This window comes from Mycobacterium sp. NGS34, from assembly GCF_059812845.1.
This window is the reverse complement of sequence record NZ_JCALDM010000004.1, coordinates 31,220-55,597: the sequence shown is the minus strand read 5'-3', so window position 1 is coordinate 55,597 and position 24,378 is coordinate 31,220. Positions and strand designations below refer to the sequence as shown.

The following is a 24,378-nucleotide window of genomic DNA, read 5'->3' as shown; positions in this document are numbered from 1 at the left end:
ATGCCAGCCAGATACATGGAGGTCCGATGACATCTGCCGTCAAGACTGTCGAGACTCCGACGGCCGTGATCGACCGCATCTCGCTGGTCCTCGACGCGTTCGACGGCCCTGGCCGGCTCACGCTGGCGCAGATCGTGCGCCGCACCGGCCTGCCGCGATCGTCGGCGCACCGCATGCTCGAGCGCCTGGTGCAGCTGCGGTGGCTGCGCCGCAGCGGCCGTGACTACGAACTGGGCATGCGCCTGGTGGAGCTGGGCTCGCTGGCCGTGCACCAGGATCGCCTGGTGCGGGCGGCCGGCCCGTTGCTGGGCGAGTTGCACCGCGCCACAGGGCTTGTCGTACACCTGGCGGTCTTGGACGGCGCGGACGTCGTCTACCTGGACAAGATCGGCGACCAACGGATACCCACTCGGGTGGGCGGTCGCCAGCCCGCGCACTGTACCGCCGTTGGGAAGGCCATCCTCGCCTACCGCGATGACGATGCCGAGGTCGATCTGCGAGTTCGCAAGACGAAATACTCGATCTCCAGCGGCCCGCAGCTCGCCGTCGAGCTGGCCAAGGTGCGCGCCCACGGCGTCGCCTTCGAACGGGAGGAGTCGCTGCTCGGATTCGGTTGCGTGGCGGCGCCGATCGGCGGTCCCGGTGAGGGCCAGAAAGTCATAGCCGCCGTGTCGGTGTGCGGTCCGATGAACCGCATGATGTTCGACCAGCGACTGGCCGCCCCCGTGCGCATGACCGCGATGGGCATCTGGCGGAACGTCGAGGACGGCCCCCAGCGCGTCGCGCCGACCCTGCAGCCGCTGCGGCCGCTGCGCCCGGCCCGTCCGGCGCTGCAGTACGCGTGACCCTCGATCCGCAGATCGCGCCCCTGATCGACATGCTCGACGCCGGCTTCCCGCCGGTGCACACCATGAGCGGTGCGGAGGCCCGGGCGCTCATCCGCTCCAGGTTCGTGCCACCCCCCAAGCCCCCGCAGGTCGCCGTGGTCCGCGACGACGTAATCGAGGGACCGGGCGCCGGCATTCCGGTCCGTGTCTATCGGCCCGACAGCCGGGACACGAGCCTGCCGATTCTCGTGTACGCCCACGGCGGCGGTTTCGTGTTCTGCGACCTGGACAGCCACGACGCGCTTTGCCGCGACATCGCGAATCGCATTCCCGCCGTGGTGGTCTCGGTGGGCTACCGGCTGGCGCCGGAGCACCGCTGGCCGGCGGCAGCCGACGATGTGTACACCGTCGCCCGATGGGCGGCGCACAACGCGTCCGACCTCGGCGGCGACCCGGACCGCCTGGCGGTGGGCGGCGATAGCGCCGGCGGCAACCTGGCCGCCGTGACCGCGCTGATGGCACGCGACCGAGGCGGCCCGCGGCTGGCCGCCCAGTTCCTGATCTACCCGGTGCTGGCGGCGAACTTCCAGAACGAGTCCTATCGGTTGTTCGGCCGCGGGTTCTACAACCCGACGCCGGCTCTGCAGTGGTATTGGGATCAGTACGTGCCGTCGCTGGCCGACCGAGAACACCCGTACGCCACGCCCATGAACGCCGAGCTGGATGGGCTGGTACCCGCCGTCATCGTCATCGCCGGACACGACCCGCTGCGCGACGAAGGACTCGCATTCGGCGCGGCCCTACAGGATGCCGGCGTTTCGACCGTCCAATTGCGTTACGACGGCGGCATTCACGGCTTCTTGACGATGCCGATGCTCGATCTCGCACACCGGGCCCGGGCGGAGGCCGCTGCCGCGCTCGCCGACATGTTGCGGCGATAGGGGCCTGACGCCTCCCGGTGGTCGGGAACCGACCGTGCGCCGTTCGGTGCGTGCCATACGGTCGGATGATGGCAGACGGCCAAATCTTTGTGATCGACCGTGTGATCACCAAGCCGGGCTGCGCGCGCCGGTTCGTCGACACGTACCTCGCCGAGTACGCGCCCGGTGCCCGCGCGCGCGGCATGACGCTGCGGAACGTCTTGGTGAGCCCGCCAATTTGGTTCGACGATCAGACGAACACGGTGACGGTCACCTGGACGCTGCCGAGCGTGCCGGCCTGGTGGGAGATGACCTGGCAGGGCAGGCCGGATCCGGCGGTGGGCGAATGGTGGTCGCGCATGGCCGAATTGGTGCAGGATCGATCGCGATCGTTCGCAGCGGCCGCGGACGATGTCGACGCGCTCTGCGATGTTTAACGTCACCAGGCTCCTCGACGTCGCCGGGGGCGACCGCGACCGGGTGCTGGCGGCGCTTCGCGGCGCGGCCGCGCAGGTGCGCGGCGAAGGCGGCCTGGTGGAACCGACGCTCCCGGGTGCCCGCAACGGCGGTGACATCCTGATGCACCTGCGGTTCACCGACGCGGTCGAATGGGATTCGGCCGCAGCGCTGTTCGACGATATCCTCGGCGACCCCGCGGTCCGTCAGGTCAACGGGGCCACCTACTTCGGTTGCCCCGCCAGCACGGGGTGGTCGGCGAAACCCGGGACCGTCTATCGCACCTTGCTGCTGAGCGTGGTGCCCGGCACCGACGCCGCGACCATCGCCCGTTTTGAGACCGACCTGCGGCTGATGCCGAAATACGTACGGACCATCACCGATTGGCAGCTCAGCCGTGTGGAAGACGCGTCCGGCGCCTCGCCGTGGACCCACGTGTTCGAACAGCTCTTTACTGACATTGACGGCCTGATGGGCCCGTATCTGATGCACCCGATTCACTGGGCCCACGTGGATCGTTGGTTCGATCCCGAATGTCCCGACGTCATCGTTCGTGATCGGGTCTGCCACAGTTTCTGCCGCAGCAGAAAGGCAATCGCGGCGCCGTGATCTACAGTCCGGCGGGCAAGATGTTGGGGTTGGCCGTCGGCGGAGGTTGCAGGGGTGGGAACAACTCGTCGCCGTCGAGGCTGTGCACCGGCAACTCTTGCGACCAAGGATAGTGCAGGCTGAACGCGACCAGTCCGGTGCGCTCGGCCGCGGGTCGGTGGCACATCGCCAATACGGTTTCGGCCAGGTATTCGACGGGTTCGGTCGGGAAAGACTCTGGGATCAGCTGTGCCGCACCGGGTGTGCGGACGGCCGTGGACGGGCCGACGCAGTTGACCGCGATGTTGGCGTCGAGCAGTTCGGCGGCGACGCCCTGGGTGAACCGGTGCAGCGCGGCCTTCATGGACGCGTAGACGACGTCGCCGGCCGTCTTGTTGTAGTCCCGGTACGGCCGCACCGGGGCGACACCGGTAACCGAGCCGATGTTGACGATCCAGCCCGCGCCTTGCTTGCGCATGGGCGGCACAGCGGATTTCGTGAGGACGAACGGAACCCGCAGGTAGTGTTCCACGGTGCGGTCGAAGGTTTCCAGGCTCATGTCCTCGACCAAGGAGTAGTCGGCGAAACCGGCGTTGTTGACCAGGATGTCGATCCGGCCGGTGCGATCGAGCACCGCGTCGACCAACCCGTCGCGCTGCTCGGCGTCCTCCAGGTTGGCGGCGACGCCGAACGCCTGGCCACCGGCGGCCTCGATCAGCTCGACGGTCTCGTCGATGGTGCCCGGCAGCGCGGAAGTCGTTCCGGCGCGCACCGACAAGGACGGCGTGTGCGACCGGGCCGTGACCGCCACGGTGGCGCCTTCGGCGGCCAGCCGCCGGGCGATTGCGCGACCGATGCCCCGGCTGCTGCCCGTCACCAAAGCCGTTTTGCCGCAGAGTAACCGGCTCATCGCAGCGTGAGATCCTCGTCGAGCGGGGCCCTGTGATCGCGCCAGAAGTCGATCAGGCGATACGGGAAGGCGGTCACGATCCGCCCGCCGCCGGAGCGATAGTAGGTATGGGCGGACGGGGTATGGCACCAAACGGTGCCGGCCATGGTCGCGTCGATATCGGCGACATAGCGCTCGTACGCGCCCTGCGTCACCTCGATCGTGGCGGCTTTGCGCAGCGCCATCAATTGCAAGCACTCCATGACGTAGTGCACCATCACCTCGACGCCGAAGTTGTGGCCGGCCCCGTGCCCCGGGCTGTAATTGGGTGCCGAGGAAATGAACATGTTCGGGAAGCCGGGCACCATCCCGCCGCGGTAGGCGCGCGGGATGTCGCCCCACTCCTCGCTCAGTGTCCTGCCGCCGCGGCCCCGGATGTCCACGGTGGAAAGGAAATCCAGGTAGTAGCCTGTCGCGTAGATGATGACGTCGAGGTCGATCGGCCGGCCGTCGGATGTCACGATTCCAGCCTCGTTGACCCGGGCCGGCTCGCTGGCCTCGACGTCCACATGCTCCCGCGCCAACGCGTCGTAATAACCGCCGGGATCGCGGATGATCCGCTTGCCGTAGGGAGCGAAGTCGGGAGTCACCTTGCGCGCGAGCTCGCTGCCGGCGCCGAACACCCGATCGATGTAGTCGAGGCACATCCGCAGCAAGGCGTCGTTCGCCGGAGAGATCGACCGGTGTTCGGCCGCCCATTCCGGGTCATGCAGGATCACCGGGTAGTTGTTGTCCGCCGTGCCCCAATATGATTTGAGCCGTATCCAATTCGCGTAGTACGGCAGCCGGCTGCCCAGCCAGCGCTGGTATTCGGGAACGTCGTCGGACGCCCGCCTCCGCGGCGCCACCCAATGCGGTTGACGTTGGAACACGGTCAGGTGCGCGACCTGGTCCACGCAGGCATCGATGATCTGCACCGCGGTGCAACCGGCGCCGATGATGGCGACCCTCTTACCCGTCAAATCAAGGTCGGGATCCCACTGCGCGGAGTGGACGGACAGTCCCGAAAACGTCTCGCGGCCAGGCAGATCCGGCCAGCGGGGCCGGTTGAGATATCCGGCGGCCGGGATCACCACGTTGGCATAACTCACATCCCGGGCGCCGTCGGGGCCAACTGAGTGGATCTGCCATTGTTTGCGCGTTTCGTCCCACCAGAGGGCTTCGACCTCGGTACCGAACCGGGTGCGCTTCCGCAGATCGTTCTTGTCGGCCACCGAGACCAGGTAGGACTGGTACTCCGCGCCCATGGGGTAGTAGCTGGACCAATCCCCCTTGATATCCCGCGACAGCGAGTAATACGCCGATGGTGTGTCCACGCCGATGCCCGGATAGGTGGTGGTGTACCAGGTGCCTCCGACTTCGTCGTTTCGGTCGAAGATCTCGTAGTCGATGCCGGCATCGGCCAACTCCAGCGCGGCGGTCAGCCCCGCGATACCCGCGCCGACGATCGCGACCCGAAAGCCATCTGGGAGCTTGGCGGTGCGCGGCAGTACCGGCTGTGACGGCTGGAACCCGCCCTGCTCCAACAGCAGCGGGAGGTAATCCGCACCGACAGCTCCCCCGAGTGCCACCGGCGCAATCCGCGCGAACAGCTGCGGGTCATCGGCGGGTACGGCGGTCGCCGCGCGGGGTGAACGCAGTGCCGCGACCACCGCATCGACGAGCGCTGCGGCCGTCTCGGGGTCGGTGACACCGGCCTGCTCCGGCGGGTCGGGCACATGAGAGATCTTCGCCGCGAACCGGTCAACCACCGCCGGGTCGCCGGTCAGTTGCGCCAGCACGGCGACCAGCACGCCGGGGTCCGCCTGGCAGAGGTTGGCCCGCAGCTCGTCAGGATCCAAATCCCCCAGTCCGGTGCTTTCAGTCGTGACGGGGACACCAGCGCTCATGCCAACGAGTATCGAGGCCGTCCGGCCAGATGTGCCGGTCCCTGTCTACTCAGCGGGACGCCGACGGACCCCGACGCTGAGCCGGCGCCTAACGTGGCGCACATGCAGCCCCACGACCTGGACGCGGTCATCGCGCGGGCACGCAGCCACGGGCTCGGCGATATCCCCCGCCGGTCGGCTCGCCGGCACCCGGAAAAGACCGCGGTAATCGACGGCGACGTCGTGCTGAGCTTCGCCGAGTTCGACAGGCTGGTCGACCGCGCGGCGGCGGCGTTGCACGACAACGGCTTTGGGCCCGGGGATCGCATCGCTGTCCTGTCGCACAATTGCTGGCAGTATGCCGTGCTGGCATTCGCGACGGCCCGGGCCGGGGTGGTTCTGGTCCCGGTCAACTTCATGCTGACCGCCGAGGAGATCTCCTACATCCTCGGCCACAGCCGGGCCAGCGGATTCGTTGTCGAAGCGGATTTGGCGGCGACGGCCGAAGAGGCGATGCGGCGCGGCGGTGTGGTCAAGACTCGGGTCGCTCTCGCGCCCGCCGGTCAGCACAGCCCGTCCGGCTGGGACGATTTCGCGCAGTGGCTGACCACCGACAGCGCTGCGCCCGACCCACACATCGACGACGACCAGCTGGTGCGGCTGATGTACACGAGCGGCACCGAGTCCCACCCGAAGGCGGCCATGCATACCAGCCGCAGCCTGATGTGGCAGTACGTGAGCACCATTCTGGCCGGCGAGATGGCCCACGACGACGTCGAAATCCACTCGTTGCCGCTCTATCACTGCGCGCAGCTGGACAACTTCCTGGCCACCGACATCTACCTCGGCGCCACCAGCATCATCCTGCCGGGACCGGACCCGGAAACGGTGCTGCGCACGATCGAGCGGTACGGCGTCACCAACTACTTCGCTCCCCCGACCGTGTGGATCTCGCTGCTCCGATCACCGGTATTCGATGAGGTGGACCTGTCGAGCCTGCGCAAGGGCTACTACGGCGCCTCGGCGATGCCGGTCGAGATCCTGGCCGAGATGCGGCAACGGCTGCCCAATTTGCGGCTGTGGAATTTCTACGGGCAGACGGAAATGGCACCGCTGGCCTCCGCGCTGGGCCCCGATGAACAGGACGCGCACGCCGGTTCGGCTGGCCGTCCGGTCGCCAATGTCGAAACGGCGATCCTCGGCGAAGGCGACATCCCGGTCGCCACCGGGGTCGTCGGTGAAATCGCGCACCGCAGTCCACATTTGATGCTGGGTTACCTGGACGACCCGGAACGCACCGCCGAGGCGTTCAGGGGCGGCTGGTTCCACTCGGGCGACCTTGGCTGCTACGACGAACACGGGCTGTTGCACGTCGTCGACCGCAAAAAAGACATGATCAAGACCGGCGGTGAGAACGTCGCCAGTCGCGAGGTCGAGGAGGTCCTCTACCGCCACAGCGGCATTCGAGAGGTCGCGGTCTTCGGCCTGGCGCACCCGGTGTGGGTGGAGGCCGTGGTGGCGGCGATCGTTCCCCGCGACGGCGTAACGCTGACCGAGGAAAACCTCGTCGCGCATTGTCGGGCGCACCTGGCCGGGTTCAAGACGCCCAAGCGCTTCTTCTTCGTCGATTCGTTGCCGAAAAATCCGAGCGGAAAGCTGCTCAAACGCGAGCTGCGAAAACGTTTCGGTTCTACGACTAACAGGGCCGAGGCTGTGGAATCGGTCAGGAGACGGGGATGATGGGGATCTTTTTCATGGCGCTGGCCCGGGGGTCGGGCGCGGCCGCGGCAGCTCGATGGTTTTCCTCGCCGCGGGTGTAGGTCCAGACGCAGAATGGCTCGCCTTGGGCAAACTTGAAATCCTTTGGCGGCAAGTTGATGTCGAGTTTGCATCCGGGAAAGAACGGCGCGGAAATCCGCTGTTCGAACGTGCAGTTCATCCAGGCACGTGCCGGTGGGTAGAGGCCTTCGTCGGTGTATTTTTGCAAGACTTCGCATCGACGCATGTTGAGGACCACGTGGTCGGGATTGTGCACGATGTACTCACCGCCGTAGCCGAGCGTCCCGTCGATGCTGAGGCAGGCCAATTTGAGGTAGTCGACGACATGCACGGGCTCGATCCCGAGCACTTTGGCCAGCTTGGGGTATTCGTAATCGATGATCAGTTGATACATGTCTGGCAGACCCAGCCACACTTCGTCTTCCGGGATGATCTTCGTCCACTGGTCGATGAAGTAGTTGTGCCCCTTGAGGTACTGGTCCCAGTAGGTCTTGATCAGCCGGATCAGGGCTTCTTTCGTGAAGTCTTCCGTTTGCACATCGAACGGGATGGCTTGGTACTGGGCATTTTTCCAATCCCACCCTGGGGGCGCGATAAAGCGGCCCATGGGCATTACCTGGCGCATCCCGGCGCGTGACACCTCGGCGGCAACGTCCATGGCAGCGCCGATGCCCACCTTTGGCGCGTAGGTGGTTACATGCGCGTAGGGAACGAAGTTCAGGGTGTCCTCGAAGACGCGAGCCAGCCCCAGCAGGAACCCCCTCGAGAAATCCTGAATGTTGCCGACTTTGCCCATGAAGTCGTGCGTGTAGTCGTCATAATTCAGGTCGCCTTCTGCCACGGTCATTGGAGTTCCTCCTCTGTAGCGGATGTCGCGCCCCTCCGGGAATCGAGACGATGGTGACGATCTCGTGGAGCTCGATTTCTGTCAGATTCTGCATTGCATGGCAGAATCTGACACCAGCATGTTAGGCACACTCGAGAGCACGGGATCACTCAAGATGGCCACTGAGTGGGATACCGGATGCCCTCACGATTCAGCCCTAGGCCGAAAAGGAGACCGATGTGAGTGCGCCGATCAAGCAGACTCTGAGCGAACGGCGCGCGGAGCAGCTCCGCTTGGATATCGCGATGGCTGCGCGCGACATCTTTCTGACCGAAGGGTCGACGTCCGCGACCGTCGAGCGCATCTGCGAGGCGGCCGGCATCGCGCCTCGCACCTTCCACCGCCACTTTCCGGTCAAAGAAGACGTCGTCATGCCACTGTTTCGTGAGTTCGGCAGGCTGAGCGTTCAAGTCCTCCGAGACGCGCCACCCACGAGCAATGCCGTCGACACGTTGGTGGAGGCGTTCAGCACCGAAGTCCCCAAGCGCGGGCAGGTTGAGACGGACCGCCGGTTCCTGGCGCTGATGATCAAAGACCCGCAGTACCGACTGCGCTGGCTTGATTGGGGGCAAAACCTGGCCGAGCCCATCTCAGAGTTTCTTGCCGCACGGTTCGATCTCGGTGCGGACCCCTTTCACCGCGAGCTGCCGGCGCAACTCGTGATCCAATGCTGCAGACATGCATACGTTCGCTGGGTGCAGGACGGCAACTTCCGCCGCTTGAAATCCGGGTTGCGAATGGGCATCGAGATGACACTTGCATCACTGTCGCCCGTTCCAGTCGGTCCGCGATAGGTGCGCACATTCTCACGCGAGACCACGTTCCACTGACCGGGCATGGGCCTGTCACCCGGGCCACACCCGGAGTTGACTGGCTCCATGGCCAACGACATCACGCTGCCCGAATTGCAGGAGTTCATCGCCGGCTTCTGGTACCACTACGACGAGGCCCACTATGACGAGATGGCAGCCGGCTACGCCGAGGACGTGCACTATCTGACCCGAAGCGACTCCGGCGCAAGTCCTTTCGAGGAACTGATGTCACCCGAGCTCCGCGGCCGCGAAGCCGTGATGGAATGGCTGACCGAGCACCGCGAGCAGAGCCCGTATCCGCTGCGCCACCACGCCACGAACGTGCACCGCACCGGCACCGACGGTGACGTCACCCGGGCGCGGTTCTACATTTTCGTCAATCAGATCGTCAACTTCGTGCCGTTCGCCGTGTCCAGTGGGGTCGTCAACGTGGGCGTCCGGCGCGGGGCCGGCGGCCTTCAGTTCACCGAGATGGACGTCGTCCTCGACGCCACCAACTCGGTGCTGCTCGCCGAGTTGGCCGCCGACAGCACCGCGGGTTCGTGACCGCCGGAGAAGGATTTTCCGGCGGGGTCGCCGTCGTCACCGGAGCCGGCTCCGGCCTCGGCGCCGGATTGGCGCGCTACGCCGGCGGGCTGGGGATGACCGTGGTGCTGGCGGACATCGACGGGGCGGCGGCCGCGCGGGTCGCCGACGAACTCCGTGCCGCCGGTGGGTCGGCGGTCGACGTCGTCTGCGACGTGCGCGACCCCGACGCCGTGCAGGACCTCGCCGAGGAGGTCTACCGGGACCACGGCGCGGTGCGCTTGCTGGTCAACAACGCCGGCGTCGAACAGTTCGGATATCTGTGGGACACCCCGGTGGCCAATTGGCAGCGCACCATCGACATCAACGTCAGCGGCGTGTTTTACGGGGTGCGGGCTTTCCTGCCGAGGATGATGGCCACGGGCGAGCGGGCGTGGGTGTGGAACGTCGCGTCGGTCGGCGCGGTGGTGGCGATTCCGCTGCAGGTTCCCTACATCGTCAGCAAGCACGCGGTGCTGGCGTTGACCGAGTGCCTGTACCTCGAGGTCGAATCCGCCGGGCACGCCAATCACATTCACGTGCAAGCCGTGCTGCCCGGCCCCGTGTCGTCCAACATCTTCGAATCGGCCGGCGGGATCGATGCCGACGGTGCCGGTGACGTGGTCGCCTCCGAAGCGCAACGCTCCGCGATGCTGGACCTCAAGGCGACGGCCATGCACCCGAGGGAAGCCGCCGAGACGTTGTTCCGGCAGGCCACCGACGGTCGCTTCTACCTGCACACCCACCCCGACACGGTGGGCGCCGCGATGGCCGAGCGGGCCGATGTGCTTGCCTCACAACGCCCGCCGGCGCTGCGCACCGAAAGCCGCTTCGGCGCAACAAAGTAATGACATGGTGACGCCCACGCTGGATCCCGACGCCGCCACGCGCGTCGCATCCCTCGGTGAGGTCCCGCCCATGCGCCGACGCGGTTTGGCGGCGGTGCGTGACGGGCTGGAATCCGCTCCCCTGCCCGACGCGATGCCGGAAATGGCCCACGTCGCTGGGGCTTCCATCCCCGGACCGGCCGGAGCGATCCCGGCACGCATCTACCGTCCCATCGATGATCGCGCACAACCGGTGCTCGTCTACTTCCACGGCGGCGGGTTGGTGATGGGCTCCAATCACTCGTTCGAACCGCTGGCACGTGAGCTGGCGTCGGAGTCAGGAGCCACCGTCGTGGCGGTCGACTACCGGTTGGCCCCGGAGTTCCCACCGCCGGCGCAGTTCGACGACGCCTATGCGGCGACCGAATGGGTTTGCCGAAACGCCGCCGCGCTGGGCATCGACCCCGAGCGGCTCGCGGTGATCGGCGACAGCGCCGGCGGCTCGCTCGCCGCGGCAGTCGCGCTGGCCGCCCGGGACCGCGGCGGGCCGGCGATCTGTGCACAGGTGTTGCTGTATCCCGGGCTGGATCGCGACATGTCCGTCACTTCCATTGCCGCGCTGGCTGATGCGCCGCTACTCGCGCGCGACGACATCGACTACATGCACGCGCTCGTCGACGGTGACGCGGGTCCGCCCACCGACCCCTATCTGGTGCCGGCCTATGCCTCGGATCTGTCCGGACTTCCCCCGGCGATCGTGGTGACCGGCGGCTGCGATCCCATCCGCGACTGGGGCGAGCGGTACGCCGATCGGCTGCGCGACGCAGACGTGCAGACCACCTGCACCCGCTATCCGGGCGTGTACCACGGGTTTTTGATGCGCTCCGACGCGACCGCGCGCGGCCGGCTGGCCATCGCCGAGATCGGCGCGCTGCTGCGGGCCAAGTTCAGCCATCCCGTTCGTTTTTGACGTCCCGGTGACCGGGCAACGATCGGCCGTATCGCACTGACCCTGCCCACAATCGATCGATTGCAGAACTGCAAAGGAGACAGCTGATGCTCACCGACGAGCGGCGAATGGCGCTTTCCGACGTGCTGCGGCCGGCCGCAGCGCCACGCGAAATCGACGACGTCTACACCGACGACCAGCGCGAGCGGATGCTCGACGTGGTGCGGACGGAAGGCCCGTGGAAGCTGATCATCGCCCAACACTTCGCGTCGGCCGACGAGCTGATCGCCACGATGAGTGGGATGTTCCCGGAGGGATTCACCCCGTCGCTGGATTTGTTCCTGACCCCGACTTTCCGCGGCTACCTGGCCAATTACGGCGCGGTGCTCTACCCGCAACTGCATGACTGCTTCTACAACGAGCGCTTCCTGGAGCTGGCCAAGGCCTACTGGAAAGCCGAATACGCCAAACCGCAGCTGATGTTGTTCAACATCAACGGTCCGTGCGCCAACCGCGACCCGGGGCACCTGGATTCGCCGAGTTTCCGCGGTGTGCGGCACGAGAATGCCCCAACCTGGCTCACCAGCGTGATGGGCAAATCCGGGCTTTTCCAGGACTACCTGATCAAGATGGCCCAGGTAATCACCTGGTTCTCCTTGGATGCCGGCAGCGGCTTCACCTACTGGCCCGATGGGCCGCTCAGGGCGCCCAAGCGCATCCTGCCCCCGATCAACAACCGCGGCATCGTCGTCCAGAACGAGATGATGGTGCACCGCGGTGAGGCCAACGGACCGCTGGCTCAACAGATTCCCGCCGGCCTGGCATTCGACACCATGTTCACCGGCGACCCGAGTCACCGCGACCACTGGTTGCTGAAGAACGGTGACAACGTCATCGCGCGCCACCACACCGACGAACTGCGCTTCCTGGTGCACTGGTCGGCCGAAGTGTTCGCGGACTACGACGAGCTGAAGAAGAACATGGAAGGCTCCGAAGACCTTTCGGTCGAGAAGGCCATCGACATCATGGTCGACGACCTCGAGAGCAAGGGCGTCAAGCTCGACATCCCCAGCGAACCGCTGCACGATCCGTCGTTCGTCAGCGCCCTCAACGCCGCGTACGACCTCGGCGGCCCGGCGATCTATCCCGAGGAAGCCCCACTCAGCGCATTCCAGCCGGCATGACCGAAAAGGCTTGGGTGATGGATCGTTTCGCAGACAGACGCGTCGTCGTGACCGGCGCCGGCTCCGGAATCGGACAGGCCACGGTGGCCCGGCTGCTCGATGAGGGCGCCACAGTCGTGGCTTACGACGTCTCGGCGGACGGGCTGGCACGGACCGCGGCCACCGCCGACGATGCCGGCAGCGGTGAGCGGCTGACCACCGCCGTCCTCGACATTTCCGACGAGCGCGCCGTAGCGGCCGCAGTGGATGCGGCGCTGGCCCGGCTCGGCGGGCTGGAAGTGCTGGTCAATGCCGCCGGCATCCAGCGCTGCGCCAACACGCACGAGCACACTTTGGCCGACTGGAACGACACCCTGGCGGTCAACCTGACGGGCACCTTTCTGATGACCCGGCAGGCGCTTCCGGCGCTGCTGGACTCGGGTCGCGGCGTCGTGGTGAACTTCACCTCCACCGCCGCGTCGTTCGCACATCCCTACATGGCCGCCTATGCCGCCAGCAAAGGCGGAGTGTTGTCATTCACCCACTCGCTGGCGCTCGAGTACTCCAAACAGGGGCTGCGCGCGGTCAACATCCAGCCCGGCGGGGTCTCCACGTCGCTCGCGCTCAGCACCCTGGACAAGATGCCGGACGGCTACGACCTCGGCCTCTGGGCCAAACAGACCCCGCTCCTGCACGGGAAGGACAACCCGGTCCTGGGTGACCCGAGCGCCGTCGCGTCGGTAGTCGCCATGGTGGCCTCTGACGACGGCGCGTTCGTGACCGGCACCGAAATCCGGATCGACGGCGGCGCGCACGCCTGAACTCCGAAGCCGAACCGGCTCACGTATGTCGGATTCCGCGATCGCAAACGATTGCGTAGAAATCGATTTCCGAACACGTGGCGGCCTCTTTCGACGGCGCAATGATCGTCGCAATTGAGAACCGCGTCGCCGCCGACAAAAATGCCCTAAATCTCGTGGTTTCGCTACCCCGTTACGGGGCCGAATTCGTGTAGCCTCCCTTACCGAATGGTGCGGATTAGTCGCGGCGACCCACGTCGGCATGAAGCGGCGGGGGCTACCCGCCCGAGCCGTTGCGAGAGGACGCATGCCAGAAAGTGCGCAACGCCTGCGGCCCCACTTCGAGGACGTGCAGGCCCATTACGACCTGTCCGATGACTTCTTCGCGCTGTTCCTAGACCCGACGCGGACGTACACCTGCGCGTACTTCGAGCGCGACGACATGACGCTGGAAGAGGCCCAGGTCGCCAAGATCGACCTGTCGCTGGGCAAACTTGGCCTTCGGCCGGGCATGACGTTGCTCGACGTGGGCTGCGGTTGGGGCTCGGCGATGGTCCGTGCGCTGGAGAAGTACGACGTCAACGTCGTCGGCCTGACGCTGAGCAGGAACCAGGTGGCCTATGTCGAAAAGCTGTTCGCGGCGTCGGACAGCCCCCGTTCCAAGCGGGTGCTGCTGCAGGGCTGGGAGCAGTTTCACGAGCCGGTGGACCGGATTGTCGCGATCGGCCCGCTCGAGCATTTCGGCTACGACCGCCACGCCCCTTTCTTCAAATGGGCCTACAACCTGTTGCCGGCCGACGGCACCATGCTGCTCCATACGATCGTGGTGTTAAGCCGCGAGCAGATCCGGCAGCGCAACCTTCCATTGACGATGTGGCATATCCGCTTCGTGAAATTCCTTCTGGAAGAGATCTTCCCCGGCGGCCGGCTGCCGACGGTGGAAATGGTCGAGGAGAATTCCACCAAGGTCGGGTTCACGGTTAGCCGGATCCATCGGCTGCGGCCGCATTACAAGAGAACGCTCGACATGTGGGCGGCGGCCCTCGAAGCGCACAAGAGCGAAGCGATCGCGATCCAATCCGAAGAGGTTTATGACCGCTACATGCGGTATCTGACCGGCTGCGCCGAGTTGTTCCGCGACGGGTACACCGATTTGTGCCAGTTCACGCTGGAAAAGGGATAATCAACGAATTACGTTGTGGCGCAGACTATCGCCGACGATTGGCAACGAGCCGCACCGCACCGCGTCGGCTATCGACTCGCTCAGCGCCGAGCAGCCGAGGAACACCCCCCGGCTACCCGGTAGCGAGATCCGCTCCGCATCAAGGCGTTCGGCGCACCTGGCGGTCGCGTCGGCGGTCCACTGCACGCTGGTCTGATTCCAGCTGCTCTTTCTCGCCAGCACTTGCGCACCGCAGGTCTGGCACGCCAACGCAATCATCGGCATATGGTCCAGGCGGTTGTCTTCCCTTATCGGTGAATCGTGCGTCATCACGGCTGGGCGGCCAGGTTCGCCTCGACCTGTTTCATCCACGATTCGTAGGGCCGTGTGGTGTCCAGCTCGAACTCGAAGCGGTCCACCATGTCCGGCTGCACGTCGGCGACATCGACATAAAACTGTTGGTACCAACGACGCAGCTGATACACCGGACCGTCCTCCTCGACCAGGAGCGGATTGTCGATGCGGGCCTTGTGGCGCCAGATCTGCACATCCTGCTCGAAACCCAGCTTGACGAAGTCGCCGAGACTGATCGCGGTCTGCATCGCGAGATCGGCCGGCAACGCTTCGGACTTCTTGACGATGATGCCATATTGCAGCACAAAGGAATTCGCATCGATCGGGTAGTGGCAATTGATGAGCACCGTGTGGTGGTCGGCGTCGGCGTAGTGGTAGATCAGGTCGTCGATCATGAAGGACGGGCCCCAGTAGGACGCCACCGAGGTAGTGCCGAGCATCTGCGCACCTTCGGTGCCGCCGAGGTCGGGGCGGCCCGCACTGTTCATGAACTGCGTCGCCACGTGTCCTTCGAAGATGTTCTTGAAATGCGTGGGCAGCGAGCCGTGGATATAGAAGAAGTGCGCCATGTCCACAACGTTGTCGATGATTTCGCGGCAGTTGGTGTCCACGACCGTGGTGTACCAGTGCCAGTCGGTCCACTCGTCGCTGGTGGCACCCTCGATGCGAGGGATACTGACCTCGGGCGTGGGCGGGTTGCGTTCCGGGTCGTTCCACACGAACAACATGCCGTCCTGCTCGAGCGTGTTCCAGGCCTGCGTGCGGGCCAGACGCGGGGTGCGCCTGCTGTACGGAACCTGCTTGCACCGCCCGTCGCCGCCCCAGCGCCAGTCATGGAACGGGCACGCGATCTCGTTGCCCTTGACCTCGCCCTGCGAGAGGTCACCACCCATGTGCCGGCAGTAGCCGTCGAGGACGTTAACGTTGCCGTCCGCGCTGCGGAACACGACAAGCTTCTGTCCGAAAGCGTTGACCGCGTGCGGCTTGCCGTCACCGAAGTCTCTGACCAGGCCGAGGCAGTGCCAGCCGCGGGCAAACCGCGTCGGCGTGGCCTGCGCTTCTATGAGCCGAACTGCGCCGGCGTCGGACTGCGATGTCATATGCGCTATTGAAGCCCGCGGGCGGAGCCGCGGTGGCGGCGTGTTCCACTCATCAGGAGGGCTCTTCCACCGCCGCGTCGGCGCGGCATACCGTTCTCAGCGTGACTGAGCACAGCGCGACGATTCCCGCCGGACTGGCGGTGGCCGACACCTCGGTCGACCTGTTGGTGATCGGCTCGGGCACCGGGATGGCCGCTGCGCTGGCCGCGCATGAGCTGGGGCTGTCGGTGCTGATCGTCGAGAAGTCGTCCTACGTGGGCGGCTCGACCGCCCGGTCCGGGGGCGCCCTGTGGCTGCCCGCGGGACCGGTGCTGGCCGATGCCGGCGCCAACGACACCGCCGAGCGAGCCGCGACCTACCTCGATGCGGTGGTGGCCGGCTCGGCGCCCGCGGAGCGTTCCGCCGGCTTTCTGACCCACCTGTCCGCGACGGTCGAAATGCTGCGCCGCATGACGCCGCTGCGCCTCTTCTGGGCTCGCGATTACTCCGACTACCACCCCGAGGAGCCCGGTGGCAGCGCGGCCGGACGCACCTGCGAGTGCCTGCCATTGGACACATCGATTCTCGGCGAGTATCGCGCCCGCCTGCGACCGGGTGTGCTCGAGGCCGGCGTCTCGATCCCGACGACCGGTGCCGACTACCGCTGGATGAACCTGGTGGTTCGGCTGCCCCGCAAGGGCATTCCGACGTTCGCCAAGCGGGTGGCCCAGGGGTTCGGCGGCCGTCTGCTGGGCCGACGCTACGCGGCGGGCGGCCAGGGTCTGACGGCCGGCCTGTTCGCGGGTGTGCTGCGCGCCGGCATCCCGGTGTGGACCGACACCACGCTGCTGCGACTCGACGGCGACGGTAGCCGTGTGAGCGGCGCAGTGTTGAACCACGACGGCCGTGAGGTGACGGTCACCGCTCGGCGCGGGGTGGTGTTGGCTACCGGCGGTTTCGACCACAGCATGGATATGCGGTGGAAATTCCAGTCGGAGTCGCTGGGCGCCAACTTCAGTCTGGGCGCCGAATCCAATACGGGCGACGGCATCCGCGCGGGGCAAGAGCTCGGCGCGGGCATCGATTTGATGGATCAGGCGTGGTGGTTCCCCGCCGTCGCGCCGCTGCCCGGCAAGGCGCCCGTGGTGATGCTCGCCGAGCGGTCACTTCCCGGCTGCCTGATCGTGGACCAACACGGCCACCGGTTCTGTAACGAGTCGACCGACTACATGTCATTCGGCCAGCGGTTGCTCGAACTGGAGCGGTCGGGCAGCCCGATCGAAGCGATGTGGATCGTCTTCGATCAGCAGTACCGCAACAGCTATGTGTTTGGCGCGGAACTATTTCCGCGGATGCGGCTTCCGCAATCGTGGTACGACGCGGGCATCGCCGCGCGGGCCGACAGCCTCTCCGGACTGGCCGGACACATCGGTGTTCCCGTGCCGGAGTTCGTCCAGACGATGACCCGCTTCAACGAAAGCGCCTGCGCCGGTGAGGATCCCGATTTCGGCCGGGGACGCAGCGCTTATGACCGCTACTACGGAGACCCGACGATAACCCCGAACCCCAACCTGCGTCCGCTGGCCAAGGGCCCGTTCTACGCCGTGAAATTGGTGCTCAGCGATCTGGGCACCTGCGGCGGCCTGAAGGCAGACGGACGGGCGCGGGTCCTCCGCGAGGACGGGAGCGCGATCGCCGGGCTGTACGCGATCGGCAATACCGCCGCCAACGCATTTGGCACGACGTACCCGGGCGCGGGCGCGACGATCGCGCAGGGACTGGTCTACGCCTACATCGCGGCGCTCGACGCGGCCGGCAAGCCCTAGTCGGCCGTGCGCCTGGCCTCGACCTGCTTCTCGATTTCACGCCAGTAGCCGGGCGTGGGCCGTGGTGTACCGAAACCGCTCTTGGCGGCCTTCTGGATGATGGCGTCGGCCTCGTCGATGTCCTTCATCAGTTCCAGCGCGAACTCACGCTCCGCGGCGTAGTACTTGGCCGCCCAGCGCAGGGCGATCACCGAATACGCCCAGGCAGGTTCCGCCTCGGCCCCCTCGGCGTCCTCGACGGCTTTCTGGTGTCGGGCTTCCGCATACGCGACATGCTCCTGCAGCAGTTCCTTGAGTCGGGCCGGGTTGCTGAGGTGGCCGAACGTGACTCGCAGCAGCACGCTGTGCTTGAGCACCGGCGGATCCACCGGTGCATCATTAGTCCACTCGGTGACGGCGTCCATCCCCGCCGGGGTGATCTTGTAGAGCCGGCGGCTGCGGGCGCCCTCGTCGTGTTCGACCCGCGATGTCACCAGCCCAAGACCCTCGAGCTTCTTCAGCTCCGTGTAGATCTGGCTGTACGACGGGCTCCAGTAGTACAGGTCGACGCTCCAGTCGATCCACTTTTTGAGGTCGTACCCCGAGACTTCCTCTTCGTAGGACATCATGCCCAGCAGCGCCCAACTGGTGGCGGCAAGTGCCGACTTCACCCGCTTGTCGCTGTCGTCCATTTCGCAAGATTAACAACGCCGGTCGCGCGAACGCGCCCGAAGGACCGCTGGCCGGGACATCGAATTACCGCGTCGTGCTTCGGCCTACCTGCTCTTCGACCGATCCATCCACAGCAGCACGACGCCCACGGCAGTGACGATGACGGCCGCCGAGTACACCATCAGCCCGAACGCCGGCGTCACGGTCACGAACCCTTCTCCCTCGTTGTTTTTCGTCGACACGGTGTGGAACGAGACGAACGTCAGGGCACCCAGCAGGCCGACCGCCACGCTGAGTCCGATGAGCCGGCTGGCCGGCATTCGGGATCCCCACAGCGCCGGCAACGCCAAAAACGCGGCCACGACGGCCAACAGGATGACGACGAACTTCGCGGTTCCGTCGGCGGCCGCCCCGTGCGAGCTCAGGGTCCTGCCGAACAGCTTGAGGCTGACCGTCGCGAACGGCAGGAAGATCGAGATGACGGTGACGAGAAGTCCTCCGAACACGATCCAGGCGGGCACCGACATCCTTGCCGCGACGGCCTTCACCGCCGCAAGGCTCTCAGGGACCTCGGGTGCGCCGGCGTCCGGATTCTGCGGACCGGATGGCGTCCTTCGCTGTGAGCCGGGCGGTGAATAGCCGGGCGGGGGCGGTCGATTGGCCGGCTGAGGCGAGCGCGGGGGCCCTGTCGGCGCCGGCGGGCGCGGAGGCAGGGGTGGCAGGGGCGCCGCGCGGGTCTGCGCCGCCGAGGGCAGATTAGACCCGGGCGGGCGGGGCGGCGGGGGCTGCAGCGGTGTGACCTGGGTCGGCGCGGCAGAGGGCGGGGGCGGGGGTTGCTGCGGCCGGTTGAGCGGTGGTCGCGGGGCGCGCACATCGGGTCTGCGCTGTCGCTGCGGGGTCCAGGTCCGACCGTCCCAGTAACGCTGGGCGTTGGGGTCTTGTGGATCGTCGTACCAACCGGGCTGGCTGGGCGTCGTCATGGGCGGATCCTCCCCTGTTGACCGAACTGCACCCGCAAACGCGAGAATACGCGCGGCCACCTGCGAGGCCCGGCCATGCTCGTCAGTCGCGCAGCGGGCGCCCCTCCGAGTCGGGCACCTTGCCGACGAGGATCATGATTCCGTCGATCAGTGGCCAGACGGCACCGACCCCGCAGGTCAGCCAGGACACCGCGATTTGGGCGATGCCGATGTTGGTGTAGCCGAGGTAGAAGCGACCGACCCCGAAACTGCCCACAAAGATCTGCAGCAGCCCGGCGAGGAGTTTGCTCTTGTCCGACAGCGGCCGGCCGTAGGGGTCGACGCCGAACGGCGCGCCGCCGTACGGGGCGACGCCCGAGCCGGCGGCGGCGGTGTTTGCGTGCCATTGCTGGCCGTCCCAATACATTTGGCCGGGCTGGCCGCTCGGGTCCGGGTACCACCCGGGCGACGGCTGTTCAGTCATTGTGTTTCCCTCTCTGCTGAAGGCGATGAATGCGTGTGCGGCTCACCGATTTAGCCGGGCTCAGCGATGACGCCAATCATCGCACCGCCGGGCCGGATTTGTCCGGTGTGGGCTTAGTCCTCCCGCAACCGATCGACGATGAGCGCTCGTGCGGCGCGGCCTTCCCGGGTGGGAGTGAGGGGGTAGACGTGCACCAGGCCGGGCTGTTCGTGGTAGTCGATCTGCACGCCGGCCGCCGCGGCCTTTTCGGCCAGCAGTCGCGCGTCGGGGTTGAGGATGTCGCGGGTGCCGCTGAACACGGTCAGCGGTCCCAGGCCGGACAGGTCGGCGGTCAGGGGGCTGACCATCGGGTCGGTCATCGGGAGGTCACCACACCAGCGGCCGGCGAACTCCAGCAGGCCCACCCGCGTCAGCCACGGATCGTCGACCGCGTCGATCAACGGGTTGGTCAGCGACACGTCCAGGACGGGCGAGATCAGCACCGTTTCGGGCAGGACCAGGCCGCGCTCGTCGCGCAGCATCAACGCGACCGACAACGCCATCTGTCCCCCGGCGGAATCCCCGGCCAGGCACACGGAGTGGTCGGCCGCGGCCTTCTCGGCCACCAGTTCGGCGATCGTGGGGACCACCTCGGCCGCGGTGGTGAACGGCACCAACGGATAGATCGGCACGACGACTTGGACTCGCGCGTCGGCGGCGATTTGGGCCGCCAATTTCCAATGCTGCGAGGCGATTTCGTTGACCCAGGCGCCGCCGTGCAGGTAGACGACCGTGCGCTGGACGGTGCGCGAGGCGCCGGAGGTCAGGGTGTAGATCGGCCAGACCGAGTGCCGATCCAGGTGCAGGTTGACGTCCTTGGGCAATCCCGGCGGGGGCCCGTAGAACTGCGGATGCGCGGCGCGCCGGTCGATGTGATCGCGGGCGCTTTGCGCGCTGCGATAGGGGCGCGCCCGCGTCAGGCCGATAACCGCCGGAAGCGCCCGGCTCCTCCAGCTCAGGCTCACCTGATCTCGACCCCCCGCTTGCGCACCCACACCAGGGCGGCGACCGTTCCCACCATCCAGACCGTGGTGGCGATGGCCAAATGCACGAAGCTCTTCGTGTCGCGCCCGAACACCGGCCAGATCAGGGCGGGCACTTTCGTCCACAGCAGGCGGTGCTCCACCCCGTTCATCGGGTCGGCGACGTAGTAGAGCGCGTACGGCAGGGTCAGCGCCAGGATCCAGGCGCCGGTGCGGCGACGATCGGCACGCTGGCGCCAGCGCCGAAGCAGCGGCTCGACGCTCACCGGGTGCAGCACCGAGAAGAAGTTACCGACGCCCAGCCAGGACACGATGGGTACCGCGACGGTGGGGATCGTCACCGCCAGGCTCCCGGGCGTTTGGAACCAGAGGGTGAGGACCATCGCCGTCAGCAACGTCGGCAGCCCGACGATCATGAGCAGTGCCAGGTTCTTGATCAAGAGCACTCGCCAGAACGGCACCCCGTCGGACAAAGCCTGTTGAACGCGGTAGTGGTCGGCGCCCAGCAGGTTGGTGGTGGTGACGTCCGCGAGCACCCAGGAGGAGAAGTACGTGCCGACCAGGACGGCCCAGTCGTGGTGGTGACGCCCCGGCGTGAGTGGCTGCACCAGCAACCAGGCGGCGGCGAAGACGATGTTGGCCACCACCCCCATCAGCCAGTTGCGGGGCGGCGTGAACGCCCAGCGGATCTCGGCGCGGACCGCCGGCCCGAGGTTTTGCTGCAGGTCTTTGGCGGCCCGCCTGGCCGCGGCGGGGCGGGGTGCCGTCGCACGCGCCGCGGCACGCAGCGCGGCGTCCACACGTGGCCGCATCGTCGCCTGTAGTTCCATCTGCTCCCCCACATTAGAGCGGTGGTTCGTGTCACCACCCGCTCTGGCAACGCTTTTCACTGCGTGTCGTAGCCGTCGTTAACTCGGCGGTCCGATGTAGCGCCGGTGCAGTTCCTGCGTGAGGAGGTGGATCTCGCGGGTGAGCTCGGTGTTGGTCTTCAGCTCCAAGTCCTCCATTTGGTAGTCATGGTCGGCCCGGGCCTGCTGGAACGCCGCCTGACGGTTCTGGCCGATCATCACGAAGGTCGACAGGAAGATCGCCTCGAGTGACACCGCCAGGGTCAGGGTGGGCCATGGACTCGCTTCCAGGAGCAGCATCCATACGCCGAACAGGGCCGCATGCAGCCAGACGAAGTTCATCGACCCGGCGAACGCGGTGATCCGGTCGGCCAGGCGCAGCTGGAGGTCCGCGCCTCGCCGCCGCGCCTCCTCCAGGACGGCCGGGTGGTGCGCCTGCCCGCCGCGCAGCAGCCGGCGCGGAATTAGTTGCGGGCTGTGGTGATGGGCATCGGCCTGTGTCGTCATGGGACCCGTTCCTTTCGGTGCCGTGGCGGCGCGCGCCGCTGGCTAATGCTACTGATCCGACTCCCCCGCGATCCGACGCCGGATGGCGCATATCTAGAACGTGTTACAGTTTGCCCACCACGCGCGTAAGGAGGCCCGCATGGACGCCGTCGTAGCGGCCCGGCCGACCGAAAGCCTCAGCGGCACAAGCGAATCGCGCCGCGCGTGATTCCGACACGCAAGCGCGTCGTCGTCGCCGGACTGGGAGACGTCGGTGTCCTGACCGCCATCCGCCTGGCCCGGCACGCCGACGTCGTCGGGATCTCCGCCAAACCCGCGCTGGTCAGCGGCCAGGAACTCGGGGTCCGGCTCTCCCGCCCCGAGGACTGGGCCCGCGACTACTGGATCCCGTTCGACAGGTTCCGCCGCCTGGACGCCGTGCGCACGGTGCAGGCCACGCTGACCGGCGTCGACCTTGCGGCCCGCACGGTGTTGGGCCGGCGCGAGAACGGCACGCCCGTTGCCGAGAAATACGACGCGTTGGTCATCTCGACCGGCGTCAGCAACGGCTTCTGGCGCCGCCCGACCCTGCAGTCGCCCAACGAGATCGGCGCCGAGCTGCGCGCCGCCCATGACCGGCTGGCGGCCGCCCAGTCGGTGATCGTCGTCGGGGGCGGGGCGGCCGCGGTGAGCAGCGCCGTCAACATCGCGACCACCTGGCCGGGCAAGCGGGTGGACCTCTACTTCCCCGGCGAGCGGGCGTTGGGCGAGTATCACCCGGCGACGTGGCGGCGCATCCGCGACCGGTTGACCGGCCTCGGCGTGGGCCTGCACCCCGGCCACCGCGCCCAGATCGCCGACGGCTTCTCGGGTGAGGAGATCACCGGGGAACCGGTCGAATGGAGCACCGGCCAACCCCCGGCCTCGGCCGACGCCGTGCTTTGGGCGATAGGCCGGGTGCGGCCCAACACCGATTGGCTGCCACCGGAACTCCTCGACGAGCGCGGCTTCGTTCGCGTGACGCCGCAGCTGCGGGTGCCCGGCCACCGGGGCGTGTTCGCGGTGGGGGACGTCGCGGCCACCGACCCGCTGCGCAGCTCGGCCCGCAATCGTGGGGATTCGTTGGTAGCGAACAACATTCGCGCCGAGTTCGCAGGCCGGGAGTTGCGCGCCTTTCGGACTCCGGGCCGGCGCTGGGGCTCGTTGGTGGGCATCCAGCCCAACGGGCTCGAGGTCTTCTTGCCCACGGGCCACTCGTTTCGGTTTCCGTCGTGGTCGGTCGAGCGGGTGGTGATGCCGTGGATCGTCCGATGGGGCATGTATCGCGGGATCCGCGAAAATCAGCCGCTTCGGGAGCTCAGCTCTTGATGGACCCGGTTCGCTTGGTCGTGAACGTCGCGACGCACACCATGGCGCGGTCGCCGCGCTGCCACGATTCCCGCGTGGGCGGCATGATCGCCAAGTCGATGTCGGGATCCAGCAGCGCCGTCGGCGAGTACGACGCCAAGTCGTCCTTGCAGTCCTTGCCGTAGGCACCGAAGCCGGACTCGCCGGGGAACGGCCCGTCGGGAACGGTCACGATCCCGGCCACCTCCGCCGCGTGGGGCCGGTCGCAGCTGGTGGTGTCCACCGAGGAGATGCGGTTTCCCCGCGGCAGCTCGGCGAAGCAGTCCCCGACCTTGATGTCCCGCGCGCTGACCGAGTGCGTCGGCGACAAGGCGACCACCGCGACGAGGACGGCGATGCCGACCGCCCACGCGCCGGACAGCACGAGCCCGCCGATCGCCAATCCTCGCCCGCGCTGCCCACCGGGTTTCGTCTTGCCCAGCGCGATGAGACCGAAGATGACGCCGAGCAGAATTCCCCCGAAAGCGCCGAAAATCAGTGCGGCGATGGCAAATCCGCTGGTCGTCTGGGCCTGCGGCGGTTGCGCGTAGCCCGGCGGCGGATACGGGCCCGGCGGGTACGGCGCGGGATACGGACTCGGCGGGTACGGCGGCGGGTAAGGCGCCGGCGGGCGGGACCCCGGGTAAGGCGGCGGATATCCGCCCTGGGGCGGGGGCGGTTGGTACGGGGGCGGCGGGCCCGGGTCCATCGGATGCGACATGCCTAACTGTAC

The 24,378-nt window shown here is 66.9% G+C and carries 26 protein-coding genes and 1 pseudogene; 14 read left to right on the top strand and 13 right to left on the bottom strand.

Annotated features, from left to right (window positions below; genetic code table 11):
* The first annotated feature begins 26 nt into the window (after positions 1–26).
* The 4 genes from AC5Y7V_RS11895 to AC5Y7V_RS11880 all read left to right on the top strand — a co-directional run bounded on the left by AC5Y7V_RS11895 (position 27) and on the right by AC5Y7V_RS11880 (position 2,812).
* Positions 27–845: an IclR family transcriptional regulator gene (locus AC5Y7V_RS11895; protein WP_499880246.1), complete on the top strand. Its 819-nt coding sequence runs from the start codon at positions 27–29 to the stop codon at positions 843–845.
* Positions 842–1,768, top strand: a complete 927-nt coding sequence (gene lipP1 / locus AC5Y7V_RS11890) for a LipP1 family hormone-sensitive lipase (RefSeq protein WP_499880245.1) — start codon at positions 842–844, stop codon at positions 1,766–1,768. The genes AC5Y7V_RS11895 and lipP1 overlap by 4 nt, the downstream gene beginning before the upstream one ends.
* A 68-nt stretch (positions 1,769–1,836) precedes the next feature.
* Entirely contained in the window at positions 1,837–2,184 is a 348-nt protein-coding gene (locus tag AC5Y7V_RS11885; protein WP_499880244.1) for a hypothetical protein, read from the top strand.
* On the top strand, positions 2,177–2,812 hold the full coding sequence (locus AC5Y7V_RS11880; protein ID WP_499880243.1) for a Dabb family protein: 636 nt from the start codon (positions 2,177–2,179) through the stop codon (positions 2,810–2,812). The genes AC5Y7V_RS11885 and AC5Y7V_RS11880 overlap by 8 nt, the downstream gene beginning before the upstream one ends.
* A 1-nt stretch (position 2,813) precedes the next feature.
* Here AC5Y7V_RS11880 and AC5Y7V_RS11875 read toward each other — a convergent pair whose 3' ends face one another.
* Positions 2,814–3,701, bottom strand: coding sequence for an SDR family oxidoreductase (locus tag AC5Y7V_RS11875; protein WP_499880242.1), 888 nt, complete (start codon positions 3,699–3,701; stop codon positions 2,814–2,816).
* A complete protein-coding gene (locus AC5Y7V_RS11870; RefSeq protein ID WP_499880241.1) occupies positions 3,698–5,629 on the bottom strand; it encodes a flavin-containing monooxygenase in 1,932 nt (643 codons plus the stop codon). Before AC5Y7V_RS11870 ends, AC5Y7V_RS11875 begins: the two co-directional genes overlap by 4 nt.
* A gap of 102 nt (positions 5,630–5,731) precedes the next feature.
* Between AC5Y7V_RS11870 and AC5Y7V_RS11865 the strand changes: the two genes are divergently transcribed.
* Complete coding sequence (locus tag AC5Y7V_RS11865; RefSeq protein WP_499880240.1) at positions 5,732–7,348, top strand: acyl-CoA synthetase; 1,617 nt, start codon at positions 5,732–5,734, stop codon at positions 7,346–7,348.
* On the opposite strand, the gene AC5Y7V_RS11860 is transcribed toward AC5Y7V_RS11865, so the two are convergent.
* A complete protein-coding gene (locus tag AC5Y7V_RS11860; RefSeq protein WP_499880239.1) occupies positions 7,332–8,234 on the bottom strand; it encodes a hypothetical protein in 903 nt (300 codons plus the stop codon). The genes AC5Y7V_RS11865 and AC5Y7V_RS11860 overlap by 17 nt on opposite strands.
* 218 nt (positions 8,235–8,452) lie before the next feature.
* Between AC5Y7V_RS11860 and AC5Y7V_RS11855 the strand changes: the two genes are divergently transcribed.
* The 7 genes from AC5Y7V_RS11855 (at position 8,453) to AC5Y7V_RS11825 (ending at position 14,571) form a co-directional block, all read left to right on the top strand.
* Entirely contained in the window at positions 8,453–9,067 is a 615-nt protein-coding gene (locus tag AC5Y7V_RS11855; RefSeq protein WP_499880238.1) for a TetR/AcrR family transcriptional regulator, read from the top strand.
* Between the two features lie 84 nt (positions 9,068–9,151).
* Positions 9,152–9,631 carry a nuclear transport factor 2 family protein gene (locus AC5Y7V_RS11850; protein ID WP_499880237.1) on the top strand — a complete coding sequence of 160 codons (480 nt, stop codon included), beginning with the start codon at positions 9,152–9,154 and terminating at the stop codon, positions 9,629–9,631.
* Entirely contained in the window at positions 9,628–10,497 is an 870-nt protein-coding gene (locus tag AC5Y7V_RS11845) for an SDR family NAD(P)-dependent oxidoreductase (RefSeq protein WP_499880236.1), read from the top strand. Before AC5Y7V_RS11850 ends, AC5Y7V_RS11845 begins: the two co-directional genes overlap by 4 nt.
* A gap of 4 nt (positions 10,498–10,501) precedes the next feature.
* Positions 10,502–11,446, top strand: a complete 945-nt coding sequence (locus AC5Y7V_RS11840) for an alpha/beta hydrolase (protein WP_499880235.1) — start codon at positions 10,502–10,504, stop codon at positions 11,444–11,446.
* A gap of 86 nt (positions 11,447–11,532) precedes the next feature.
* On the top strand, positions 11,533–12,609 hold the full coding sequence (locus AC5Y7V_RS11835; RefSeq protein ID WP_499880234.1) for a hypothetical protein: 1,077 nt from the start codon (positions 11,533–11,535) through the stop codon (positions 12,607–12,609).
* 17 nt (positions 12,610–12,626) lie between these two features.
* Positions 12,627–13,409 carry an SDR family NAD(P)-dependent oxidoreductase gene (locus tag AC5Y7V_RS11830; protein ID WP_499880233.1) on the top strand — a complete coding sequence of 261 codons (783 nt, stop codon included), beginning with the start codon at positions 12,627–12,629 and terminating at the stop codon, positions 13,407–13,409.
* 286 nt (positions 13,410–13,695) lie between these two features.
* Positions 13,696–14,571, top strand: a complete 876-nt coding sequence (locus tag AC5Y7V_RS11825; RefSeq protein WP_499880622.1) for a cyclopropane mycolic acid synthase family methyltransferase — start codon at positions 13,696–13,698, stop codon at positions 14,569–14,571.
* Here the strand turns inward: AC5Y7V_RS11825 and AC5Y7V_RS11820 are convergent, their stop codons facing one another.
* A complete protein-coding gene (locus tag AC5Y7V_RS11820) occupies positions 14,572–14,829 on the bottom strand; it encodes a ferredoxin (protein ID WP_499880232.1) in 258 nt (85 codons plus the stop codon). It lies immediately after the preceding gene.
* 50 nt (positions 14,830–14,879) lie between these two features.
* Positions 14,880–16,004, bottom strand: coding sequence for a 3-ketosteroid-9-alpha-monooxygenase, oxygenase component (locus AC5Y7V_RS11815; RefSeq protein WP_499880231.1), 1,125 nt, complete (start codon positions 16,002–16,004; stop codon positions 14,880–14,882).
* A 101-nt stretch (positions 16,005–16,105) separates the two neighbouring features.
* Here AC5Y7V_RS11815 and AC5Y7V_RS11810 point away from each other — a divergent pair, with 101 nt between their 5' ends.
* The gene (locus AC5Y7V_RS11810) at positions 16,106–17,809 is read left to right on the top strand and encodes a 3-ketosteroid-delta-1-dehydrogenase (protein ID WP_499880230.1); all 1,704 of its coding nucleotides are present in this window, start codon (positions 16,106–16,108) and stop codon (positions 17,807–17,809) included.
* On the opposite strand, the gene AC5Y7V_RS11805 is transcribed toward AC5Y7V_RS11810, so the two are convergent.
* The 7 genes and pseudogenes from AC5Y7V_RS11805 to AC5Y7V_RS11775 all read right to left on the bottom strand — a co-directional run bounded on the left by AC5Y7V_RS11805 (position 17,806) and on the right by AC5Y7V_RS11775 (position 22,280).
* Complete coding sequence (locus AC5Y7V_RS11805) at positions 17,806–18,480, bottom strand: PadR family transcriptional regulator (protein WP_499880229.1); 675 nt, start codon at positions 18,478–18,480, stop codon at positions 17,806–17,808. The two genes, AC5Y7V_RS11810 and AC5Y7V_RS11805, sit on opposite strands and share 4 nt — an antisense overlap.
* A gap of 84 nt (positions 18,481–18,564) precedes the next feature.
* Positions 18,565–19,008, bottom strand: a complete 444-nt coding sequence (locus AC5Y7V_RS11800; protein ID WP_499880657.1) for a hypothetical protein — start codon at positions 19,006–19,008, stop codon at positions 18,565–18,567.
* A gap of 339 nt (positions 19,009–19,347) precedes the next feature.
* Positions 19,348–19,440 (bottom strand): annotated as a pseudogene (locus AC5Y7V_RS11795) (DUF2510 domain-containing protein); the annotation flags it as partial.
* 82 nt (positions 19,441–19,522) lie between these two features.
* Positions 19,523–19,903 carry an NINE protein gene (locus AC5Y7V_RS11790; RefSeq protein ID WP_499880228.1) on the bottom strand — a complete coding sequence of 127 codons (381 nt, stop codon included), beginning with the start codon at positions 19,901–19,903 and terminating at the stop codon, positions 19,523–19,525.
* A 113-nt stretch (positions 19,904–20,016) separates the two neighbouring features.
* Entirely contained in the window at positions 20,017–20,907 is an 891-nt protein-coding gene (locus tag AC5Y7V_RS11785) for an alpha/beta hydrolase fold domain-containing protein (protein ID WP_499880227.1), read from the bottom strand.
* Positions 20,904–21,755 (bottom strand): hypothetical protein, encoded by an 852-nt coding sequence (locus AC5Y7V_RS11780; RefSeq protein WP_499880226.1) that lies wholly within the window; start codon positions 21,753–21,755, stop codon positions 20,904–20,906. The genes AC5Y7V_RS11785 and AC5Y7V_RS11780 overlap by 4 nt, the downstream gene beginning before the upstream one ends.
* 78 nt (positions 21,756–21,833) lie before the next feature.
* A complete protein-coding gene (locus AC5Y7V_RS11775; RefSeq protein WP_499880225.1) occupies positions 21,834–22,280 on the bottom strand; it encodes a DUF1003 domain-containing protein in 447 nt (148 codons plus the stop codon).
* A 207-nt stretch (positions 22,281–22,487) separates the two neighbouring features.
* Here AC5Y7V_RS11775 and AC5Y7V_RS11770 point away from each other — a divergent pair, with 207 nt between their 5' ends.
* Entirely contained in the window at positions 22,488–23,627 is a 1,140-nt protein-coding gene (locus tag AC5Y7V_RS11770) for an FAD-dependent oxidoreductase (RefSeq protein ID WP_499880621.1), read from the top strand.
* Here the strand turns inward: AC5Y7V_RS11770 and AC5Y7V_RS11765 are convergent.
* A complete protein-coding gene (locus AC5Y7V_RS11765) occupies positions 23,617–24,366 on the bottom strand; it encodes a DUF4190 domain-containing protein (protein WP_499880224.1) in 750 nt (249 codons plus the stop codon). The genes AC5Y7V_RS11770 and AC5Y7V_RS11765 overlap by 11 nt on opposite strands.
* Positions 24,367–24,378: the final 12 nt, after the last annotated feature.

What these genes read in the sequence shown, in the direction of transcription:
- AC5Y7V_RS11895 (WP_499880246.1), top strand. Translation starts at nt 27, where the DNA reads ATGACATCTGCCGTCAAGACTGTCGAGACTCCGACGGCCGTGATCGAC.
- AC5Y7V_RS11885 (WP_499880244.1), top strand. Translation starts at nt 1,837, where the DNA reads ATGGCAGACGGCCAAATCTTTGTGATCGACCGTGTGATCACCAAGCCG.
- AC5Y7V_RS11880 (WP_499880243.1), top strand. Translation starts at nt 2,177, where the DNA reads ATGTTTAACGTCACCAGGCTCCTCGACGTCGCCGGGGGCGACCGCGAC.
- AC5Y7V_RS11875 (WP_499880242.1), bottom strand. Translation starts at nt 3,701, where the DNA reads ATGAGCCGGTTACTCTGCGGCAAAACGGCTTTGGTGACGGGCAGCAGC.
- AC5Y7V_RS11870 (WP_499880241.1), bottom strand. Translation starts at nt 5,629, where the DNA reads ATGAGCGCTGGTGTCCCCGTCACGACTGAAAGCACCGGACTGGGGGAT.
- AC5Y7V_RS11865 (WP_499880240.1), top strand. Translation starts at nt 5,732, where the DNA reads ATGCAGCCCCACGACCTGGACGCGGTCATCGCGCGGGCACGCAGCCAC.
- AC5Y7V_RS11860 (WP_499880239.1), bottom strand. Translation starts at nt 8,234, where the DNA reads ATGACCGTGGCAGAAGGCGACCTGAATTATGACGACTACACGCACGAC.
- AC5Y7V_RS11850 (WP_499880237.1), top strand. Translation starts at nt 9,152, where the DNA reads ATGGCCAACGACATCACGCTGCCCGAATTGCAGGAGTTCATCGCCGGC.
- AC5Y7V_RS11840 (WP_499880235.1), top strand. Translation starts at nt 10,502, where the DNA reads ATGGTGACGCCCACGCTGGATCCCGACGCCGCCACGCGCGTCGCATCC.
- AC5Y7V_RS11835 (WP_499880234.1), top strand. Translation starts at nt 11,533, where the DNA reads ATGCTCACCGACGAGCGGCGAATGGCGCTTTCCGACGTGCTGCGGCCG.
- AC5Y7V_RS11830 (WP_499880233.1), top strand. Translation starts at nt 12,627, where the DNA reads ATGGATCGTTTCGCAGACAGACGCGTCGTCGTGACCGGCGCCGGCTCC.
- AC5Y7V_RS11825 (WP_499880622.1), top strand. Translation starts at nt 13,696, where the DNA reads ATGCCAGAAAGTGCGCAACGCCTGCGGCCCCACTTCGAGGACGTGCAG.
- AC5Y7V_RS11820 (WP_499880232.1), bottom strand. Translation starts at nt 14,829, where the DNA reads ATGATTGCGTTGGCGTGCCAGACCTGCGGTGCGCAAGTGCTGGCGAGA.
- AC5Y7V_RS11815 (WP_499880231.1), bottom strand. Translation starts at nt 16,004, where the DNA reads ATGACATCGCAGTCCGACGCCGGCGCAGTTCGGCTCATAGAAGCGCAG.
- AC5Y7V_RS11805 (WP_499880229.1), bottom strand. Translation starts at nt 18,480, where the DNA reads ATGGACGACAGCGACAAGCGGGTGAAGTCGGCACTTGCCGCCACCAGT.
- AC5Y7V_RS11790 (WP_499880228.1), bottom strand. Translation starts at nt 19,903, where the DNA reads ATGACTGAACAGCCGTCGCCCGGGTGGTACCCGGACCCGAGCGGCCAG.
- AC5Y7V_RS11780 (WP_499880226.1), bottom strand. Translation starts at nt 21,755, where the DNA reads ATGGAACTACAGGCGACGATGCGGCCACGTGTGGACGCCGCGCTGCGT.
- AC5Y7V_RS11775 (WP_499880225.1), bottom strand. Translation starts at nt 22,280, where the DNA reads ATGACGACACAGGCCGATGCCCATCACCACAGCCCGCAACTAATTCCG.
- AC5Y7V_RS11765 (WP_499880224.1), bottom strand. Translation starts at nt 24,366, where the DNA reads ATGTCGCATCCGATGGACCCGGGCCCGCCGCCCCCGTACCAACCGCCC.